Below are 19650 nucleotides of genomic sequence, written 5' to 3'. Positions count from 1 at the left end.
AGCGGATGTCACTGCTCGGCCGGGGAGAGCGCCATGGCGGGACGGAACGGCAAGGCGGCGAAGGCCGAGAGGCTGGAGACCCTGGTTCGGGGCGTCAACGACCGGCTCGGTTCGACCGAGTTCCTGGACAGGAACCTCCGGAAGGCGTTCCCGAAGCACTGGTCGTTCCTGCTCGGCGAGATCGCGCTCTACTCGTTCATCGTCCTCGTGCTCACCGGCGTCTACCTGACGCTGTTCTTCAAGCCGAGCGGCGCGGAGCTGGTCTACGACGGCTCGTACACGCCGCTGAGAGGCGTGAAGATGACCGAGGCGTACGCGTCCACGCTCGACCTGTCCTTCGACGTGCGGGGCGGGCTGCTGATGCGGCAGATCCACCACTGGGCGGCGAACATCTTCCTCGCGGCGATCTGCGTGCACCTCATGCGCATCTTCTTCACCGGCGCGTTCCGCAAGCCGCGCGAGATCAACTGGCTGATCGGCACCACGCTGTTCGCGCTGGCCGTCGCGGAGGGGTTCGCCGGGTACTCGCTCCCGGACGACCTGCTGTCCGGCACGGGCCTGCGCATCTTCGAGGGCATCCTGCTCTCGGTGCCGCTGATCGGGACGTACGCGAGCATGTGGCTCTTCGGCGGCGGGTTCCCGTCCAGCGCGGAGTTCCTCCCGCGCCTGTTCACCGTGCACATCCTGCTCATCCCCGCGATCCTGCTGGCGCTCATCACCGCGCACCTGATGATCCTCTGGCACCAGACGCACACCATCTTCCCCGGCAAGGGGCGGCGGGAACGCGCGGTGACCGGCGAGCCGACGTTCCCGCACTTCGCCGCCCAGAGCACCTCCTACTTCCTCTTCACGTTCGGTGTCCTGGCCGGGATGGCGGCGTTCCTGCAGATCAACCCCGTCTGGCTGTACGGGCCGTACGAGCCTGACCAGGTCTCGTTCGGCTCGCAGCCCGACTGGTATGTCGGCTTCCTCGAAGGCTCGCTGCGCATCATGCCGCCGCTGACGACGACCGTGGCCGGGCACGACATCGCCTGGAACGTGCTGCTGCCGGCGATCGTCCTCCCCGGGGTCTTCTTCACGCTCATCGGGCTGTACCCGTTCGCGGAGCGCTGGGCCACGGGGGACGAGCGCCTCCACCACCTGCTCGACCGGCCGCGGAACGTCCCGACCAGGACCGGGATCGGCGCCGCCGTCGTCGTCTGGTACGCCAACCTGGTGGCCGCGGGCGGCAACGACGTCATCGCCAACACCTTCAAGATCCCGCTGTTCTGGACGACCTGGTTCTTCCGGATCGGCTTCTTCGTCCTCCCGATCGCGGCGTTCGTGATCGCCCGGCGCGTCTGCCTCAGCCTGCAGCGCCGCGACCTGCAGATCCGTGCGGAGGGCGTGGAGAGCGGCCTGATCTCGCTGCGCCCGGACGGCGGGTTCACCGAGCGGCACGAGCAGCCGTCGGAGGAGACGGAGGCGATCCTGGAGACCCGGCAGCCCGGCGAGCTCGTCGCGCCCTACCCGCACCACCTGATCCCGCTGCCGACCCCGGACCGCGCCCGCACCCAGGTGCGGACGCGCGCGAACCGCTTCTACCTCAACTACCAGGCCGAGTCGCAGGGCGGCGGCCAGGGCAACCTGGAGGAGGGCTCCCCGGAGGACGGCCAGAACCGCGAGTGACGGCGGACCGGGGGCCGGCGTCGCCCTGGACTACTCCTTCGGGCCGGGGATCGCGAGCTCGGCCTCCTCGGGCGGCTCCTTCGGCGGGTAGTGCAGGTCGAACGCGGGGCGGAAGGAACGGATCCGCGGCATCGACTCGAAGTTGTGCCGCGGCGGCGGGCAGGAGGTCGCCCACTCCAGCGAGCCGCCGGTGCCCCACGGGTCGTCCGTCGTGACCTTCTCGCCGCGCCGCCAGGTCCACAGGACGTTCCACAGGAACGCGAACGTCGACGCGCCCAGGACGAACGAGCCGATCGACGAGACCATGTTCAGCGTCGAGAACTGGTCGGGGTAGTCGGCGACGCGGCGCGCCATGCCCTCCGCGCCCAGCCAGTGCTGGACGAGGAACGTGGTGTGGAAGCCGGCGAACAGCGACCAGAAGTGGATCTTCCCCCAGGTCTCGTTCAGCATCCGGCCGGTCATCTTCGGCCACCAGAAGTAGAAGCCGCCGAACATGGCGAACACGACGGTGCCGAACAGGACGTAGTGCAGGTGGCCGACGACGAAGAAGGAGTCGGTGAGGTGGAAGTCCATCGCGGGCGAGGCGAGGATGACCCCGGTGAGCCCGCCGAACAGGAACGTGACGAGGAACCCGATCGCGAACAGCATCGGGGTCTCGAACGTCAGGTGGCCCTTCCACAGCGTCCCGACCCAGTTGAAGAACTTGATCCCGGTCGGGACGGCGATCATGAACGAGGTGATGGAGAAGAACGGCAGCAGCACGCCGCCGGTGGCGAACATGTGGTGCGCCCAGACCGTCATGGACAGCCCGGTGATGGCGATGGTGGCGGCGACCATGCCGAGGTACCCGAACAGCGGCTTGCGGGAGAACACCGGGAGGATCTCCGTGACGATCCCGAAGAACGGCAGCGCCGCGATGTAGACCTCGGGATGGCCGAAGAACCAGAACAGGTGCTGCCAGAGCAGCGCGCCGCCGTTCGCGGAGTCGAAGATGTGCGCGCCCAGCTTGCGGTCGGCCTCCAGCCCGAACAGCGCCGCGGTCAGCACCGGGAAGGCGATGAGCACCATCAGGCTGGTCAGCAGCGTGTTCCAGGTGAAGATCGGCAGCCGGAACATCACCATGCCGGGGGCGCGCATCGCGATGATCGTGGCGATCAGGTTCACCGAGGTGAGGATCGTCCCCGCACCCGAGACGATCAGCCCCATGATCCACATGTCCGGGCCCGGGCCGGGCGAGAACGTCTGCGACGTCAGCGGCGAGTAGGCGAACCACCCGTACGCGGCCGCGCCGCCCGGCATGACGAACGAGGCCAGGACCATGAGCGCGCCGAACAGGAACAGGTAGTAGGTGAGCGCGTTCATCCGCGGGAACGCCACGTCCGGCGAACCGATCTGCAGCGGGACGAGCACGTTCGCGAACCCGGCGAACAGCGGGGTCGCGAACAGCAGCATCATGATCGTGCCGTGGATGGTGAACAGCTCGTTGTAGGTGTGGTTGTCCACCACCTGCCTGCCGGGCTCCAGGAGTTCGGCCCGCATCAGCATGGCCATGACGCCGGCGGCGAGGAACATCGCGAACGACGTCACGAGGTACAGGTAACCGACCATCTTGTGGTCGGTCGTCGCCAGAATGTGGCTGATCTTCGTTCCCTTGCGGTGCCGCGCGAGCGCGTCGGCGACGCTGGTGTCGTTCCAGCCCTGCACGGCCGTCATCCCAGCCCTCCCCTCCCCTGTGCGACCCCATCGGGGCAGTTGCCGCACAGGGCCGTTTCAAACGCGTCACGGTAGAGGCCGGGAAGTTCGGGAAGGCCGCGGGAAACGGCACTTCCGAAGGAGTTCCCCCGGTGCCTCTCGACAAGCCCTCCTATGGGGCCCCTGGACACATGACCGCCTCCGCGAGGCGTGGCCCCGAACAGGACGCCGGAACACGGGCCGATGTCACGGCCGCGCGGGACGAGGCCGCTCTGGCGCTCGACCGCCTCGACACCGTGCGAAGACGGGCCCGCCGCAATGCGGACAGGGTCGCGGTGATGCGGCCCGTCCAGGAGCAGCGGCTCGCGGAGGCGGCGCGTGCCCTGGCGGAGGCGGCCCGCGAGCTGACACGTCTCGTCCGCGACTGCGGCCCGGAGCCCGCCGCACGCGCCACCGCCCACGGCTCCGCGCGGACCCCCGTCAGGCGGCCTGCCGGGGACGAGCCGCTCGTGACGCTCGACCTGGCTCACCGCGTCGCCCCCGGCTGGCGGCTGTGCCAGTTCAGCACCGCCGACCGGGACGCCCACCGGTGGCATCTCCGGCACGAGGGCCACGCGGGCGGGACCGTGACGCACGTCCTCGGGCTGCGCGGGCGCCGGACGGGCTGGGAGGCCCGCGACGCCCGCGGATTCCGGCTCCGGCCCGGTCCGGGACCGGAGGCGTACCGGCTCGGCGCGCCCCATCTGTGGGCGACCAGGACGGCGGCCGTCCTCGCCGTCGCGCGCGTCCACCGTTGCCCCTGACCCGCGGCCGGCGGACGTTTCGCCCTGGTCATCGGGGTAGGGCGGGCCTTGGACGGTCCACGCCCACTGGAGGAACACGATGAAGGCTGTCACCTGGCACGGCAAGCGCGACGTCCGCGTCGACAACGTGCCCGACCCGAAGATCAAGGAGCCGGACGACGCGATCATCCGGATCACCTCGTCCGGGATCTGCGGGTCGGACCTGCACCTGTACGAGGTGCTCGGGCCGTTCCTCGGTGAGGGCGACGTGCTCGGCCACGAGCCGATCGGGATCGTCGAGGAGGCAGGGCCGGAGGTCTCCCACGTCAAGCCGGGCGACCGCGTGGTGATCCCGTTCAACATCTCCTGCGGCCGCTGCCACATGTGCGACATGCAGCTGTTCGCCCAGTGCGAGACGACGCAGGTCCGCGAGCACGGCATGGGCGCGGCGCTGTTCGGCTATACGAAGCTGTACGGGCAGGTGCCGGGCGCGCAGGCCGAGTACCTGCGGGTGCCGCAGGCGCACTTCGGGCCGATCAAGGTGCCGGAGGGGCCGCCGGACGAGCGGTTCGTGTACCTGTCGGACGTGCTGCCGACCGCGTGGCAGGCCGTCGACTGGGCCGACGTCCCGGACGGCGGGACGGTCACCGTGCTCGGGCTCGGCCCGATCGGGCAGATGGCCGCCCGGATCGCCCGGTATCTCGGCCACCGGGTGATCGCCGTCGACTTCGTCCCGGAGCGGCTGGAGATGGCCCGCCGGCACGGCGTCGAGGTGATCGACTCCGATGACGCCGACGACGTCCCGGACGCGATCCGGGAGCTCACCGGGGGCCGCGGCACCGACTCGGTGATCGAGGCGGTCGGGATGGAGGCGCACGGCTCGCCCGGCGCCAAGCTGGCGCAGACCCTCACCGGGCTGATGCCCGGCAACTCCGCGGCGCCGCTGATGCAGCGGGTCGGGGTGGACCGGCTCGCCGCGCTCGGCACCGCGATCGAGGCCGTCCGCCGCGGCGGGACGATCTCCATCATCGGCGTCTACGGCGGCATGACGGATCCGCTGCCGATGCTGCGGATGTTCGACAAGGGCATCGCGCTGCGGATGGGCCAGGCGCATGTGAAGAAGTGGATCGGCGACCTGATGCCGCTCGTCACCGACGACTCCGACCCGCTCGGCGTGATGGACCTCGCGACGCACCGCTGGCCGCTGGAGAAGGCGCCGCGCGCGTACGAGATGTTCCAGAAGAAGCAGGACGGAGCCATCAAGGTGCTGCTGCAGCCCGGGGCCTGACGCCATCGCGTTCCCTCACCGGGCCAGCCCGAGCACGAGGTAGCTCGCGAAGGCCGACAGCAGGTACAGCGGGGGCGCGGCGGGCGGCCAGCGGGCCCGTCCGCGCCGGAAACTCCACGCCGCGAAGGCGGGTAGGACGAGCGGGACCGCCGCGACGAGCGTCCACCCGTCCTCAGCCTGCGAGAACGCCGCCAGCAGAACGGCCGACAGCACCGGAACGGCAAGGGCGAAGGCCACGGCTCCGGGGACGCCGAGCGTGGTCGCATAGGTCCGCTCCCCCGCCCGCGGCACCCGGGTGATCTTGCCGGCCAGCTCCGGATGGCCCGCCGCGAGCACCACCACGACGACGGCGACGAGCCCGTAGCGGTCGGCGCGGTGGCCGGCCTCGTCCAGGTACCCGGTGTACAGGTAGAGGTGGAGGAGCACCGGCGCGGGCAGGCTGACCAGCAGGCTCGTGAACAGCCTGTCGGCGGACGGCCGCCGCCAGCGCCGGTGCACGCCGATCACCGCCGCCCCGTACCCGAGCTGCAGGAGGAGGACACCGGCCCGCCACGGCCATGCGGCGTTCAGCACCCCCAGGGTCACCGCGCCCACGCAGTACAGAACGGCCAGGTCACCGACGCGCACGGCCCCCGACGCCAGCGGACGCCCGGGGTTGAACCGCCTGTCGTAGTCCAGGTCGCGGATGTCGTCCAGGGCCCGCATGAGAAGCAGGTCGACGAACAGCGACACCGCCGCGACCGCGGTCCCCGTCCCCGTCCCCGGCCGCCACCCTCGGACGCCCGGATCGACCGCGGCGAACAATCCGCTGACCCCGTACGCCCAGAACCCCGCGACCACGAGCGACGGCGCGGGTGGATGACTCCCCCGGACGAACCGTCCGATCCGCACCCACCGCCTTCTCACCGCGCCTGCCCACGTGGCCAGGTGACGGGGAGCCGCCAGAGACCTCGGATGAACATCCGCTCGCGCCATGCGAGTTGAGCGGGGTCCACGGCCAGGGACAGGTCGCCGAAACGGTGCAGCAGGGCGGTGATGGCTATCTGAAGCTCGGCACGGGCGTGGGGGGCGCCCAGGCACATGTGGCGGCCGTGGCCGAAGCCCAGATGGGGATTCGGGGAGCGAGCGGGGTCGAACTCGTCCGCCTGCGGGAAGGCGGCGGGGTCGCGGTTGGCGGCGTCGGTGAGCGGAATGACGACGTCGCCCCGTGAAAGGGATGTTCCGGCGAGTTCGGCGTCGGCGAGGACGACGTGGGGCCGGCCGCCGGTGCCGGCGAACCAGACCCAGCGCAGGAACTCCTCCACGGCGGACGGGACCAGGGACGGGTCGGCGCGCAGCCGGGCGGCGAGCCCGGGGCGCGAGACCAGTTCCAGGACGCAGGCCGCCAGCAGGTTCGACGTCGTCTCGCCGCCCGCCATCAGCAGGCCGGCCCCGAAGACGATGATCTCCTCTTCGGTGAGGCCGGAGCCGTCCAGGAGCGCGGAGAGCAGGTCGGCGCCGGGCAGCGCCCGGCGCGCCGCCACCTTGCCGGCGAAGTAGCCGTGCATGCCCTCGTGCGCGGCCTTCACCTCGGCGGCCGGGTGGTGACCGGCCGACATCATCGCGCCGACCCACGGCAGGAGGCGTCCGAGGTCCCCGGCGGGGACGCCGAGCATGTCGCAGATGACCGCGTAGGGGAACGGCGTGGCGAACCGGGCGATCAGGTCGGCGGGCGGGCCGTCCGCCTCCATCTCGTCCAGCAGGCGCTCGGCGAGCGCCTCCATGCGCGGCCGGTCCGCTTCGGCGCGCCGGGCGGTGAACCATGCCCGGACGGCCTTCCGCCGCCGCGTGTGCGTCGGCGGGTCGCTCGCGGCCAGGGCGAGGGACTCCGAGGTCCGGGCGAAGAGGGTGCCGCCTTTCCAGGCGTCCCGGCTGAACCGGTCGTCGGACAGGACCGTCCGGACGTCGGCGTGCCGGGTGACGAGCAGGGCCCTGTGCCCGCTCGCCAGCACGACCGGCACCAGCGGTCGCCCGCGGAGGTGCCGCAAGTGCTCCTCGTTCAGCGGGACGCCCGGACGGTCCGGCAGGGGGAAGTCCATCGGGTCTCCGTAAGTTGTGAGGCGGCCCGGGAGGGCCGGGTGTGGCTGATCGGTTCTTGCCTGTTGTGGCTCGGAAGGAGTGGCCGCCCGGCTTTCCGGGGCGCCCCGGCCTCTGATTGAGATGTGCGGATCGGTCGCTGTTTACGGAGATGACGGCGGGGTGTTCCTCGGGCCGGACGCTGTCGGTGTCGAGGTGAGGAACGGGCGTGCAACAGCCAGAACGGGCTCGGGTGTGGGTCGGTGTGGACGCCGGCAAGGTGCACCATTGGGCGGCAGCGGTCGATGAGACCGGCGCGCAGGTGTGGTCGAAGAAGATCGCCAACGACGAGTCGGCGATCCTGGACGCGATCGGTGAGGCGTTCGCCCTGGCCGAGACCGTCGGGTGGGCGGTGGACATCGCCGGGACGTCCTCGGCGCTGCTGCTGGCGCTGCTGGCCGCGCACGGCGCCGAGCCGGTGTACGTGCCCGGCCGGACCGTGCACCGGATGTCGGGCGCCTACACCGGCGAGGCCAAGACCGACGCCCGCGACGCCTACGTGATCGCCGAGACCTCCCGGCTGCGCCGCGACCTCACCGTGATCGACGTGCCCGCCCAGCTCGCCGCCGACCTGGCGCTTTTGACCACGCACCGGACCGACCTGGTCGCCGACCGGGTCCGCCTGATCAACCGGCTGCGGGACGTGCTGACCGGGGTGTTCCCGGCCCTGGAGCGCGCGTTCGACTACTCGGCCCACAAGGGTGCGCTGGTGCTGCTGACCGGATACCAGACCCCGGCCGCGCTGCGCCGCCGCGGCCCGGCCCGGCTGGAGGCATGGCTGCGCAAACGCGGCGTCCGAGGCGCCGCCCAGGTGGCCGCGACCGCGATGGCGGCCGCGAGCGCCCAGCACACCATCCTGCCCGGCGAGACCGTCGCGGCCCAGATCGTCGCCGACCTCGCCACGCAGCTGCTCGCCCTGGACGACCGCCTCAAACGCCTCGACGCCCAGATCACCGAGACCTTCCGCGGCCACCCGCAGGCTCAGATCATCGAGTCGATGCCCGGCATCGGCCCGATCCTGGGCGCCGAGTTCGTCGTCGCGGCCGGTGATCTGGCCGCCTACGCCGACGCCGGACGGCTCGCCTCGGCGGCCGGACTCGTGCCCGTCCCACGTGATTCGGGCCGCCGGACCGGCAGACTGCACCGGCCCACCCGCTACAGCCGACGGCTGCGGCGGGTGTTCTACATGTCCGCCCAGTCCAGCATCACCCGCCCCGGACCCAACCGCGACTTCTACCTCAAGAAACGAGGCCAGGGCCTCAAACACACCCAGGCCGTCATCGCGCTGGCCCGCCGCCGCGTCGACGTCCTGTGGGCCCTGCTGCGTGACGGACGCAGGTTCACCCCCATACCGCCCGTCACACAAGCCGCTTGACATCCTCATTGAGACTCCTTCAGGCGCTCAGCGGCGGGGGCAGGGACGCGTCCTCGGCCCGGAGCCCGTCACGTTCCAGGCTCGTCAGCCGGGCCGAGGTGAGGGCGGCGCGGAACAGCTGGATGCCGCGCGCCGAACTGGGGTCGACGCCGGACAGGTCCCGGATGCGGTCCAGCCGGTAGTGCAGCGTGCGACGGTGGATCCACAGCTCCCGCGCCGCACGCTCGCGGTCGAGGTTGCAGGCGAGCAGCACCTCCAGCGTCCGGCGCAGGTCGGTGCCGGCGTCGAGCGGGGACAGCACGGCGGCGAGCCGGCCGCGGATGGCAGGCTGCCCGAGGATGGCGAGCTCCACGAGCAGCTCGTCCGCCCGGTAGGGCCGGTCCTCGGCGTCCGGGATGGCCTTGACGATCGTCAGGACCCGGGACGCCTCCTCCAGCGCGGCCGGGATGTTCGCGGCGCCGCGCCGGTAGGACTCGGCGGCGTGCACCGGCCCGCGCGTGCACCCGGCGAGGCCGGCGGTGAACTCGGCGGCCTGGTCCTCGGCGCGCAGGACGTCGGCGGCGGGGAACAGCACGACGAGCCCGGTGAGGTCGCCGGCGTGCAGGACGTCCTCCCAGGTCTCCAGGTGCTCGCTCGCCCGCTCCCAGTGCGACGCCGCCGTGAGCGCCGGGGCCTCGCACCGCAGGACGAGGTAGGCCGGCGCCAGCCGGACGCCCGCCGCCTCCGCGATGACGCCGGCGGGGGCGCCGTCGATCAGCGTCTCGGCGAGCAGCCGGCGCAGCGGGCGCGACCTCGCGCCCTCGCAGGGCGCCTCCGCGTAGCCCCGGATGCACGCCTCCCGCGCCCCGGCGGCGAGCCGCGCCGCGTGCGCGGTGAGCTCGGCCATCTCGGTGAAGCAGCCGGGCGGCGCGATCGTCCAGCAGGTGCGGGCCGCGGCGGCGAGGGCGAGGTCCCAGGCCTCCGACAGCATCGGCAGCGGGATCGCCTGCCGCGCCGCGAGGATGCCGAGGTCGCGGAAGCGCCCCCGGTCGTCCTCGGGGAGGGGGCCGCCGGCGACGGCGATGCCGAGCAGCCGGGCGCAGGTCTCCCGGTGCCCGCCGAACATCGGGCCCGCCGCGCGCCTGATCGGCTGGTAGGCGGGGTGGCCGTGCAGCGCCTCCCGGATCGCCGTGGCGACCCGCGGGCAGTGCGCCGTGAGGATTTCCGGAAGTCCGCCGGAAACGGTCATCGACGGTCCTCCCCTAGGCCACGGCCAGCCGGAACCGGGGCAGGTGGCCGACGGTCTCGTCGACCAGCCCGTGCAGTTCCCGGACGCAGCCCGGATCGCCGCCGAGCAGGTCGAGGAGGCCGTGCGCGCGCCCGATCAGCGGCGCGACGGAGGCGGCGTAGGACTCGATGACCTCGTCGTCGAGCATCCGGGCGGCCAGCTCGGCGCGCGCGGACGCCGATTGCCGCGCGGCGGCGTGCAGGGCCAGCGCCTCCCGGCGGCGCGCGGCGGGCAGCACGGTCAGCAGATGGACGAGCAGGTACGTCGCGGTGCCGTTGGCGAGGTCCTCGTGCCGGCCGGAGGCGAGGTCGCGCTGGTCGTTGACGAGCTGGCGCAGCACGCCGAGCGCGCGCCCGAACGCGCGCCAGCCCGCCACCCGGCGGCCGTCCGCGCCGGCCAGGCAGGCCGCCGAGGCCGCCGCCATCGCGTACGGGGAGCCCGTCTTGCCCTCGTAGGAGCGCAGCACCGACGCGCGGGTCGCGGCCGGCGCACCCTCGGTGAGGTCGCGGAGCTGGCCGTCCACGGCGTCCAGCCAGGCCCGCGACAGCTCGTCGGCGAGCGCGGCGCGCACGGCGCGGCCGACGGGCAGGCCCGCGATGAGCCGGGCGGGCAGGTGGCCGCCGGCCGCGAGCGCGGTGAGCACCTTCTTCCCGGCGTCCGCACCGTCCGGGGGCGGCCCGCCCGCGTCGGTGAGGTCGTCGAGGTAGCGGGCCGACGCCCACCAGAGCAGGTGGACCACGGCGACGGGCTCGGCGCCCGGCTCGCCGGTCTCCGCGCCGTGCACCAGGAGCGGAAGCGTGATCATGCCTTTCATGCCGGGACGCGAGCCCTTGGCCCGGACGAGGTCGAAGAACTCCACGAGGAACTCCGACATGGCGCCGCCGACCATCTCGCGGCCCTCGTCCAGGCCCATCGCGAGGCCCTCGGCGAGCAGTTCGCACAGCCGGGCCATCTCCGCCTCGACCTCGGCGATCGCCCGTTCCTGGGCGGCCTTGCCGAACACTCCTTCGTCCACGTGCCAGCTCCTCTGCTGCTGCGGGGTGTCTCCGGGCGTCGCCCGGAGGTGGTGGCGCACGCCGGTCGCCCGGCGGCGCCGGTCATCGGGTGGCGCGCCCGTCCAGGACCCGGACCGTGCCGGCGCGCCCGTCCAGCTCGATCCAGGCTCCGTCGGGGATCCGGTCGACGGCGCCGCCGACCGCGACCGCGGTCGGCACGCCGAGGAGCCGTCCGGTGACGGCGGTGTGCGAGAGCAGGGTGCCGCGCTCGACGACCAGGCCGGACGCGGCGATCATGAGCGAGAGCCAGCCCGGATCGGTCTCCCGCGCGACGAGGATCCGGCCCGCGCAGCCTTCGGGCGCGATGCCGGGGTCGAGGACCACCTTGGCGCGGCCCCGGACCGTCCCGCCGCTCGATCCGAGCCCGCGCAGCACGTCGCCGTCGTCCGCGCCCCCCGCGGCGCAGGCCGGGCGGACGTGCGTCAGGGCCGCCGCGGCGGGACGTCCGGCCGGGACGGAGAACAGCGCGGGCAGGGACGGGACGTCCCGGTGGCGGCCCCGTTCCGCGCGCCGCACGGCCGCGAGGCCGCGCAGGTCCGCACCGGGGAGCGTGCCGTCGAACGCGCCGACGACCTCCTCGGCGGTGAGGTCGAGGACGTCCATGGGGTCGTCGAGCGCTCCGGCCTCGGCCAGGTCCGTGCCGAGCCGCCACAGGACCGCCCGGGACAGCCCGAACAGCTGGGTGCGGGCGAACCGGGTGTCCTCCCGTGCCCGGACGAGCCATCGCATCATGGACAGCAGCGCGTGCAGGACGGCGCGGCGCGCCGGGCCGGGACACGCCGCCCGCAGGCGCCGCCGGGCGTCCGCCGCGGCGCGCGCCTCGTCCGCCCGGCTGGCGGCGACGGTGGCGCCGCACCGGACCAGCGGCGCGATCGTCCGGGCGAGCATCCAGGGCCGCTGGCGCGGGGTGGGCTCGTCGAGCTTGAGGTCGTGCGGCGCGCGGTCCCCGTAGCGCCGCAGGTAGGCGCGGGCGGCCGCGGCGATGTGGGAGCCGTGCCGGCCGGCGGCGATGTCGTCCCAGACGGCCTTCAGGTGCTCCTCCTCGGCGCGGCCGTCCGGCTCGGCGAGGAGCGCGGCCTTCAGGTCCGGTATCGCGGCGGCGCGCTCGGCGAGGGCGATCGCGGCGCGGGCGGCCGCGAGCGAGCGGTTCTCACGGCCCCCGCACAGCAGCCCGACGAGCGTCTCGGGACCGGCGTCCGCCCACCGCCGCAGCAGCGCGATCCCGGCCCGCATGACGAGGAGCCCGTAGATCCCGTTGGCGAGCGTGACGCCCCAGCGCACCGACACCTCGGCCCACACCCGCCGGTACAGGGCGATCAACTCCTCCGGGGACCGTTCGTCCAGCGGGCGGGCGGCCGGATCGTGCACCTCCGCCATCAGGCCGTCCCACCAGCGCAGGAACCGCGCGATCGCCCTCCGATGCCCGGCCGCGTGCCAGGCGACCGCCGGTAGCGCGGCGGCGACGCGGACACGCGACCGGCGACGGGAGGCGCGTGCCTCACCGGTGATGCCCATGGCCTCCTCCCACCCGGCGCGGACGAGATCGAACACGGGCAGCCGGCCGTGCAGCTCCTGCCAGTCGTCCAGCCGGTAGTGGACGCGGCCCTCCAGGAACCCGACCATGCGCGCCAGCCGGTGCGCGTTCGCGCGCAGCCGCGGCGCCGGCACGCCCATCCGCCGGTACAGGTCGGTGAAGGCCAGCTCGTAGAACACGCGCGCCTGCGAGTAGGTGAGCGCGCCCGACACTCCCGGGAAGCTCTCGGTGATGTTGTGGCCGCCCCAGTGCACGCGCGCGCCGGCGTCCTGCGCGGTCGGGGCGAGGGGCCGCGCCTGGACGAGATGGACGGCGCCGTCCGGTGTGATCGTCCCCTCGATGTCCTGCGGGCGGGCGAACCGCTCCTCGACGCGGGCGGCCAGGCCGGCGATCTCGCGGGCCTCGTCGTCGGTGAGCACGGGCGTGTCCCGGAGCTCGCCCGGCACCTCGACCACGCGCGGGGTGGTCTCGCCGCCTGCGGGCGGCCCGACCATGCGGCGTTTGACGACGACCTCGGCGCGGACACCATTCGTCCCTGGATCGACGAAGAAGTGGTCGACGTCGGCCTTCTCCTGGACGACGCCTTCCCCGATCCCGTGCGCTGCGGCGATGACATGGCACCGAGTCCCGTCACGGGGGTCGCGGGTGAACGCGACGAACGAGCGCGTCCCCGGAACCATCCGCTGGATCCCGACGGCCACCCTGGCGCCCGCCGGATCGACGCCCCTCAGCATCCGGTACCGGACGGCCTCGGCCTTGAACGCCGACGCCCAGCAGCGCGCCACCGCCTCCAGCAGCCCTTCACGCCGCACGTACAGGAAGCTGTCGCTCAGCCCGGCGAACGGATCGTCCTCGGAATCCTCTCCCCCGCCGTCCGCTCCCGGCACCACACAGGCGCGCACGGCCACCGTCCCGGTCTCCTGAGGGGGGACCGCCCCGCACGGCGGCGGGCCGCCGACGAGCTCGTCGAAGGCGTCCAGCAGCCCGGCGGCGAGCTCGCCTTCCGGGACGGCCCTGGACAGCGCCGACGCCGCTGACGCGCACCAGTCGGCGGCCGGCACCGACCCGGCCGGCGGAAGGGCGTGCCTGAGCTCGTCCAGTGCCCCGTCGAACTCGGTCGCGGGCAGGCAGAAGAAGTCCGGGACGGGGAAGCCCGCCGCGCGCAGCGTCTCCAGCCGCGTGAACTTGTGGCCGATCTCGCCCATGCTCACCACACCTTCGGCAGGACGCGCGGCTTGCCCGCGGCGTAGTGCGCATAGCCCGGAACGTCCCAGAGTGCCCGTTCCTCCACCTGGATCCGCCAGGCCACCGCCACGGCCAGCAGGAGTAGCGCCGCCACGCCCGCGGGGGTGAAGAAGAAGCATGTGAAGCCGATGTGCGCAAGCAGCATCCCCGCGTACGCCGGATGCCGGACGATCCCGTAGAGCCCGCTCGTGACCACCCGGTGGCCGTCCTGCCGCATGACGTGGTGGGAGTAGAACCGGCCGAGCGCGCGGATCGCGGCCTGCCGCAGCGCCACGCCGGCGGTGAAGACCGCGACCGGGGCGAGCAGCCACGGCGACCAGCCGTCCCACGGCAGCGGCCCGAGCGACGCCGATACGACGAGCAGGAGGCGGGCGAGCGCGTACGGGAGCAGCGTCCGGGCATCGGCGGGCGCGGCGGCGGCGCGGCGGAACGTCACCGGGGCCTCCAGCAGGAGCCAGCCCAGGTAACCGGCCAGCAGGCCCGCCGCGACGTGTTCCGCCGCGCCACCCCGTCCCGCATGCTGGACGACGCCCGCGGTCAGCGCGGCCGCCCCGGCGACGAACAGCAGGCGGGGCGCGAGCGTCAGGAGCCTCATGACGTGATCACCGCGACCGGGTGCGCTCATACTGCTCGGGATCCACTGCGTACGCCTCGTAGGCGAGCGACCCGAGATCGGCGCCGGTCGAGGCGTCCGCCAGCGTCGCCGCGCACCGCGAACGGCGCCCGGGGACGCGCGTGACGGGCCAGCGCAGCAGCAGCGGCACATCGCGGCCGACGCGGTACGGGATGTCCAGGCGCAGCGCCACCCACAGCAGCGTCGCGTCGATGGGCCTGCCGTGCTCCTCGTGCTCCAGCATCGTGGCGAACTGCCGGCCCGCCTCGACGATCTCGACGGGCCCGCGGAACTCCGGCGGCGGCCCCTCCCCCGCGGGCGGCCGCAGGACCGCGCACTCCACCACCCCCAGGCTCCGCCGGACCGGCTCGCCGACCAGGATGTTCTCCGGACGGCGCCGGTGGACGAGTTCCGCGGGCGCCCGGCCCGCTCTTGCGGAGGGTGTGAGCGGAGCGGCGGCCGCGCTCGGCTCCGGGGCCTCGCCGGCGAACGCGACGGAGCCCCCGCACACCTCCTCGGCGCCCTGGCGGGCGGCGACCGTCCAGGCCCGGTTCCGGCCCGGGACCGGACGGCACGACAGGGTCGTGCCGCGGTCCAGCTCGCAGAACCGGGTGAAGTCCAGGCCGGCGACGACCCGGCCCGGCCGCCGCCCGCGCGCCCGCAGCGCGTCCGCCCGGACGGCCAGCTCCAGCAGGCCGCTGAACAGCAGCATCCCCGGCACATGGTCGAGCGGATGGTCGAAGTAGAAGGGATCGGACTCGTCGACGACCAGCTCGCGGAAACGATCGATGACGGACGCGGTCATGCGCCCTCCTTTCAATTGACCCAAGCTCCCCGGCACCCGCCGAAAACGGCGGACGCCCTTCTCGGGAAGGGCGGATAAGCCGACCGGACGGCCGTCATCTTGCTACAGAATTGCGCCCGGCTGAACTGCACTCCCGGGCAGTCCGGGCGGCGCCGGGCTGCCCGGTCCGGCAACCCGGTGCGGCCCGGACACGCTCCGTGCAAGGCCGTCACATCCCGGAAACCGCATGTCAGCGTCCGCTTGCAGGGCATGCCGGAGCGGAGCGCCGGACCGACCGCGCACGTCACCCGGCACCCTGGAGACCGATCGCCGCGCGTTTCACCGTGATCACCGGGAAAATTCCGCGGCCGAATCGTACAAGGTATATTTTCAAATTATTGTTCAATCGGCCCGGATACCGCACGGCGCTGTGATGTTGCCCACAATTAATTGGCAGAATGCGGCCAATGCGCCCGGGGCCGGGGCGTCAGGCCGGCACGTGCGCCTTCTTGCGGGTCCAGTGCCGGTGCGCGGCGATCGCCTCGATCAGCTTCACGGAGAAGTCGCCGCCCGGGCCCCGCCCGGTGACGACCCCGCCGTCGCTGACCGCCCGGTCCCCGCCGGAGAACTCCACGCCGTTGATCCCGGCGCGTTCCAGCAGGCCGACACCCGCGTCGAGGGCGCCGATCGCCTTGCAGTGCACGAACGCCTCGGCGACGAAGTGCACGGCGTCGCCGTCCTGCGCGAGGATCCGCGCGCTCTGCTCGCCGCCCGGCACGAGGACGGCGTCGTAGAGCACGGACGCGACGGTCGGCATCGCCCGCGTCACCTCGACCCGGCCGCCGTTGGCCGCCTGGACGAAGCCGTCCTTCGCGGCGAGGACCTCCACCACCGCACCGGCCTCGGTGAGCGCGTCGCCGACCGCGGCCACGGCCGAGGAGTCCACGCCGTCCGCCACCAGCACGGCGATCTTGCGCGCCTGGACGGAGTCGGCGGGCGCGTTCGCCTGGCTGAGCGCGGGCGACGTGCGGCCGTGGTTGGCCGTCACCGGCGCCTTCGGCGGCTCCACCCCGATCCCCTCGGCGACCTGGACGGCGAGGTCGTGGTCGACATGGTTGAGGTGCTCGACGACGCCCTCCCGGATGTGCCTGTGGTCGCACTTGCCGAGCTCGAACCTGAACGCGCCGACGATGTGCTCCTTCTCCCAGTCGGACATGCTGTTCCAGAACAGCGTCGCCTGGGAGTAGTGGTCGGCGAAGCTCTCGCTCCGCTTGCGGATCTTGCTGCCGTCCACACGCTCCTGGTAGTGGGTGAAGGAACCCTCGCCGCCGACCGCCGGGCAGCCGCCCGACAGCGAGTTCTTGTGGTAGCTCGCCTGGCCCTGGTGGACGTCCGTCTGGTGGTAGCCGTCGCGATGGTGGTTGTGCACGGGCGCGACCGGCCGGTTCACCGGGATCTGCGGGAAGTTCGGCCCGCCGAGCCGGATCAGCTGCGTGTCCAGGTAGGAGAACAGCCGCGCCTGAAGGAGCGGGTCGTTGCTGAAGTCGATGCCGGGCACGACGTTGCCGAGATGGAACGCGACCTGCTCGGTCTCGGCGAAGAAGTTGTCGGGGTTGCGGTCGAGCACCAGCGTGCCGACCGGCCGCACCGGCACCTCCTCCTCCGGAATGATCTTGGTCGGGTCGAGCAGGTCGAACCCGAATCGGTGCTCGTCCTCTTCGGGGACGAGCTGGACCCCGAACTCGTACTCGGGAAACGCGCCGGCCTCGATCCGCTCCCACAGGTCGGCCCGGTTGAAGTCGGGGTTCTTCCCGGCGATCTTCTGGGTCTCGTCCCAGGCGAGCGAATGGGTGCCCAGCCTGGGCCTCCAGTGGAACTTCACGAACGTCGAGCGTCCCTCCCGGTTCACCAGCCGGAACGTGTGGACGCCGAAGCCCTGCATCATCGCGAAGCTGCGCGGCAGAGCCCGGTCCGACATCAGCCACATCATCATGTGCATGGTCTCGGGCTGCAGCTGCACGAAGTCCCAGAGCGTGTCGTGCGCGGAGGACGCCTGCGGGATCTCGTTCGGCGGCTCGGGCTTCACCGCATGGACGAAGTCGGGGAACTTGATGCCGTCCTGGATGAAGAAGACCGGCATGTTGTTGCCGACGAGGTCGAAGTTTCCCTGCCGCGTGTAGAACTTCGTCGCGAAGCCCCGGACGTCCCGGACGGTGTCGGCCGATCCCCGCGACCCGGCGACGGTGGAGAACCGCACGAACACCGGGGTCGTCAGCGAGGTGTCGCACAGGAACTCGGCAGTGGTGTACTCGGCGAGCGACTCGTGCAGCGTGAATTGACCGTAGGCGCCCGAGCCGCGCGCGTGCACGACCCGCTCGGGAATCCGTTCGTGGTCGAAATGAGTGATCTTCTCGCGCAGATGGAAGTCGTCCATCAGGGACGGCCCGCGCTCGCCCGCGGCGAGCGAGTTGTCGGTGTCGTCGACCCGGACCCCCTGGTCGGTGGTGAGCTCGGCCCCTTCCGGGCTCACCCGCCGACGGTCCAGCTGCTCCTGCTTCCGGTCGTCGCGGCCGGCAGGGTCAACCATTGATCCAGCTCCCTCGGGTGAAGGCTCGGCGGTGATTGCGCGTCTCGTGCGGCTACCCCGCCATTCCTGCGTCATGCGATGTTTGACCGGAACTTGAGTTCGGCCGGCGCAACCGCCGCCCGGCCGGCCGCCCCGATTGTCAGAAGGCTGACAAACACCTCCACGGACGGTGCGGGCCGGTGAGTGTCGCCGATCACGCGGCGCGCCTAGGTTGAGAACCGCCGGCCCGCTCCGGCACGGCGATGGGAGGTGTCACCGTGACGACGGCGTACGACGAGACGCACCCTGGATCGCCGGTCCTCGACGGCCTGGCGGACGAGCCGTGGCGGGACGTCCCGGCGGAGGAGGCGCGGTGGATGCGCCCCCGCCTTCCCGACCTGCTCGGCGTGATGGTCGAGGGCGTGCTCCGGCACGTCCCCGAGTACGACCGGCCGGGTGACGCGGCCTACTGGCGGGTGGCCGAGGCCGCGGTCGCGCACGCGATGGAGCACTTCGTGCAGATGATCGCCGACCCGGACACCTCGTGGAAGGAGGTGTACCAGGCCTTCTTCGACGTCGGGTACGGCGAGGCCATGGAGGGCCGCAGCCTGGAGCACCTGCAGAACGCGATGCGCGTCGGGTCGCGGCTCGCCTGGCGGCACCTGGCGGTCGAGGCCGAGCGGCTCGGCCGTCCCCCCGCGCTCGTCAGCCTGCTCGCCGAGGCGAACTTCGCCTACCTGGACGCGCTGGCGTCCGCGGCGGCGCACGGCTACGCCCGGGCCCGGGAGAAGGCCGCGGGCGAACGCGAGCAGCGCCGCGGCCGGCTGCTGACCCTGCTGCTGTCGGACCCGCCGGCGCCGCCCGAGGTCGCCCGCGAGCAGTCCGCCCGGGCCGGCTGGCCGCTGCCCCGCCGGCTGGCGGTGATCGTGCTGCGGCCGCGGCCGGGCAGCGGCGGGGAGGGCCCCGCCGGGCTGCCGCCGTCCCTGCTGACCGGCCTGGACCACGGCCGGCCCTGCCTGATCATGCCCGACCCGGACGGCCCCGGACGCGTCGACGAGCTGGCCGCGACGCTCGCCGGCTGGACCGGCGCGATCGGCCCGGCCGTTCCGGTCCAGGAGGCCGGGACCTCGCTGCTGTGGGCGCGGCGCGCGCTCGACCTGGCGCCCGCGGCGCCGGCCGGGCCCGCCCCCGGCCGGGCCGGAGCGCGGCGGCGCGGCGGGCTCCTCGTCCGGGCCGAGGAGCACCTGCCCTCGCTGCTGCTGCGCGAGGGGGCGTCGCTCGCCTCGATCGTGGCGTCCCGGCGCCTCGCCCCGCTGGACGAGGCCGGCCCGCGGCAGGGGCTGCGGCTCGCGGTGACGCTGCTGGAGTGCATGAAACACGGCTTCAACGCGACGGGCGCCGCCGAGGTCCTGTGCGTGCACCCGCAGACCGTGCGGTACCGGCTGGCGCAACTCCACGAGATGTTCGACTTCGACATCGAGGATCCGGAGATCCGGCTGGAGATGATGCTGCTTCTGCACACCTGGATCCAGCGCAACGGCGGCTGACGCCGCCGCCTTACCGTTCCGCCGCCGCGCCGCGGCGCGCTTTTTCTCACGCCGCCCGCGCGTCTCCGCGTCCTGCCGGGCCCCGGAATCCGCTACGGTCGGGGGCGCCGCGTAGGCGA

General features: G+C 73.0%; 14 protein-coding genes. 5 read left to right on the top strand and 9 right to left on the bottom strand.

Going from position 1 to position 19650, the window contains the following annotated elements; genetic code table 11:
• The first annotated feature begins 33 nt into the window (after positions 1-33).
• Positions 34-1668 carry a cytochrome bc1 complex cytochrome b subunit gene (gene qcrB, locus ACQPXG_RS17640; protein WP_433468782.1) on the top strand — a complete coding sequence of 545 codons (1635 nt, stop codon included), beginning with the start codon at positions 34-36 and terminating at the stop codon, positions 1666-1668.
• A 30-nt stretch (positions 1669-1698) separates the two neighbouring features.
• Here the strand turns inward: qcrB and ctaD are convergent, their stop codons facing one another.
• Positions 1699-3381 carry an aa3-type cytochrome oxidase subunit I gene (ctaD, locus tag ACQPXG_RS17635; protein ID WP_433468781.1) on the bottom strand — a complete coding sequence of 561 codons (1683 nt, stop codon included), beginning with the start codon at positions 3379-3381 and terminating at the stop codon, positions 1699-1701.
• A 131-nt stretch (positions 3382-3512) separates the two neighbouring features.
• Here ctaD and ACQPXG_RS17630 point away from each other — a divergent pair, with 131 nt between their 5' ends.
• Positions 3513-4163, top strand: coding sequence for a hypothetical protein (locus ACQPXG_RS17630; protein ID WP_433468780.1), 651 nt, complete (start codon positions 3513-3515; stop codon positions 4161-4163).
• Positions 4164-4242: 79 nt separating this feature from the next.
• Positions 4243-5430, top strand: a complete 1188-nt coding sequence (locus tag ACQPXG_RS17625) for a zinc-dependent alcohol dehydrogenase (RefSeq protein ID WP_433468779.1) — start codon at positions 4243-4245, stop codon at positions 5428-5430.
• Positions 5431-5445: 15 nt separating this feature from the next.
• Here ACQPXG_RS17625 and ACQPXG_RS17620 read toward each other — a convergent pair whose 3' ends face one another.
• A complete protein-coding gene (locus tag ACQPXG_RS17620; RefSeq protein ID WP_433468778.1) occupies positions 5446-6321 on the bottom strand; it encodes a hypothetical protein in 876 nt (291 codons plus the stop codon).
• An 11-nt stretch (positions 6322-6332) separates the two neighbouring features.
• The gene (locus ACQPXG_RS17615) at positions 6333-7508 is read right to left on the bottom strand and encodes a cytochrome P450 (RefSeq protein WP_433468777.1); all 1176 of its coding nucleotides are present in this window, start codon (positions 7506-7508) and stop codon (positions 6333-6335) included.
• Positions 7509-7714: 206 nt separating this feature from the next.
• On the opposite strand from ACQPXG_RS17615, the gene ACQPXG_RS17610 reads away from it, so the two are divergent.
• On the top strand, positions 7715-8920 hold the full coding sequence (locus ACQPXG_RS17610; RefSeq protein ID WP_433465607.1) for an IS110 family transposase: 1206 nt from the start codon (positions 7715-7717) through the stop codon (positions 8918-8920).
• Between the two features lie 19 nt (positions 8921-8939).
• On the opposite strand, the gene ACQPXG_RS17605 is transcribed toward ACQPXG_RS17610, so the two are convergent.
• The 6 genes from ACQPXG_RS17605 to ACQPXG_RS17580 form a co-directional block, all read right to left on the bottom strand.
• Positions 8940-10148 carry a PucR family transcriptional regulator gene (locus ACQPXG_RS17605; RefSeq protein WP_433468776.1) on the bottom strand — a complete coding sequence of 403 codons (1209 nt, stop codon included), beginning with the start codon at positions 10146-10148 and terminating at the stop codon, positions 8940-8942.
• Positions 10149-10161: 13 nt separating this feature from the next.
• Positions 10162-11202, bottom strand: a complete 1041-nt coding sequence (locus ACQPXG_RS17600) for a polyprenyl synthetase family protein (protein ID WP_433468775.1) — start codon at positions 11200-11202, stop codon at positions 10162-10164.
• Between the two features lie 82 nt (positions 11203-11284).
• The gene (locus ACQPXG_RS17595) at positions 11285-13981 is read right to left on the bottom strand and encodes a PEP/pyruvate-binding domain-containing protein (RefSeq protein ID WP_433468774.1); all 2697 of its coding nucleotides are present in this window, start codon (positions 13979-13981) and stop codon (positions 11285-11287) included.
• 2 nt (positions 13982-13983) lie between these two features.
• Entirely contained in the window at positions 13984-14616 is a 633-nt protein-coding gene (locus tag ACQPXG_RS17590) for a methyltransferase family protein (RefSeq protein ID WP_433468773.1), read from the bottom strand.
• Between the two features lie 7 nt (positions 14617-14623).
• The gene (locus ACQPXG_RS17585; protein WP_433468772.1) at positions 14624-15439 is read right to left on the bottom strand and encodes an AfsA-related hotdog domain-containing protein; all 816 of its coding nucleotides are present in this window, start codon (positions 15437-15439) and stop codon (positions 14624-14626) included.
• Between the two features lie 466 nt (positions 15440-15905).
• A complete protein-coding gene (locus ACQPXG_RS17580; RefSeq protein WP_433468771.1) occupies positions 15906-18005 on the bottom strand; it encodes a catalase in 2100 nt (699 codons plus the stop codon).
• Between the two features lie 257 nt (positions 18006-18262).
• Between ACQPXG_RS17580 and ACQPXG_RS17575 the strand changes: the two genes are divergently transcribed.
• On the top strand, positions 18263-19531 hold the full coding sequence (locus ACQPXG_RS17575) for a helix-turn-helix domain-containing protein (RefSeq protein WP_433468770.1): 1269 nt from the start codon (positions 18263-18265) through the stop codon (positions 19529-19531).
• Positions 19532-19650: the final 119 nt, after the last annotated feature.

The organism is Spirillospora sp. CA-128828, assembly GCF_050945415.1.
Classification (GTDB): domain Bacteria; phylum Actinomycetota; class Actinomycetes; order Streptosporangiales; family Streptosporangiaceae; genus Spirillospora.
Note: the sequence above shows the minus strand (reverse complement) of the source record. Positions and strands in the feature narration are given on the sequence as shown.